Annotated in this window: 1 protein-coding gene; it reads left to right on the top strand. The window is 62.6% G+C overall.

Annotated features, from left to right (window positions below):
* Nucleotides 1-1,079, top strand: a protein-coding gene (locus PYV00_RS24055) for an IS3 family transposase (RefSeq protein ID WP_275230870.1) whose coding sequence is annotated in 2 segments (ribosomal slippage) — nt 1-235 and nt 235-1,079 — 1,080 coding nt annotated over the 2 segments. Because the reading frame shifts where the segments join, the coding sequence is not laid out codon by codon here. This gene is flagged as partial in the annotation.

Raw genomic sequence — 1,079 nt, 5'->3', positions numbered from 1 at the left:
GAGTTTAAGCTTGAGGCAGTAAGGTTGGTCCGTGAGCGCGGTGTGGCAGTTGCGCAGGCGGCCCGCGATTTGGATCTGCACGAGAACCTGCTGCGCAAATGGGTAAAGGAGTTGGCCGCTGATCCTGGCCATGCCTTTCCCGGGCAGGGTCAGATGAAGCCGGAGCAGTTGGAGATCGATCGTCTGCGCCGGGAAGTGGCCAAGCTGAAGGCAGAGCGCGACATTCTAAAAAAAGCCGCCGCCTACTTCGCGAAGGACTCGATATGAGGTTCGCCTTCATCGCGAAGCACCGAGGGATCTGGCCGGTGGCATGGATGTGCGGGGCGCTCGGTGTCTCGCGGAGCGGCTTCCATGCCTGGCTCACCCGGGTGCCGTCACAGCGTGCCCGCGACGACGAGGTCATCGGCTCGAGGGTCAGGGCCAGCCATGTTGGCAGCTATCGCACCTATGGCGCCCGGCGTGTCTGGCACGACCTGCTCGCCGAAGGCATCTCCTGCGGTCTGCATCGGATCGAACGGCTCATGCGAGCGCAAGGGCTGCGGGCCAGGCCACGCCGCCGTGGGCTGCCCAAGGATCAGGGCGAACGCTCGGTCATCGCCAGCAACGTTCTGGATCGCCAGTTCACGGCCGACAGGCCCAACCAGAAGTGGGTGGCAGATTTCACCTACATCTGGACTGCCGAAGGATGGCTCTACGTGGCCGCCGTCATCGACCTGTTCTCGCGCAGGGTGGTGGGCTGGTCGATGAGCGACACGATGACCGCCCAGCTCGTTACCGATGCTCTCATCATGGCGATCTGGCGACGCGGCAAGCCTGATGCTCTGCTGCATCACTCGGACCAGGGTAGCCAATATACCAGCGAGCAGTTCCAGCGGCTCATGGCCGACAACGGCGTCACCTGTTCGATGAGCCGGTCCGGCAACGTCTGGGATAACGCCGCGATGGAAAGCTTCTTCTCCTCGCTCAAGACCGAGCGGATCGGGAAAAAGGTCTACCGCACGAGGGTACAGGCGAAGGCAGACGTGTTTGATTACATCGAGTGCTTCTACAATCCGACCCGGCGTCACTCGACCCTGGGT

The organism is Novosphingobium album (ex Liu et al. 2023) (assembly GCF_029076845.1).
Classification (GTDB): Bacteria; Pseudomonadota; Alphaproteobacteria; order Sphingomonadales; family Sphingomonadaceae; genus Novosphingobium.
This window is presented reverse-complemented; position numbering and strand designations above follow the sequence as displayed.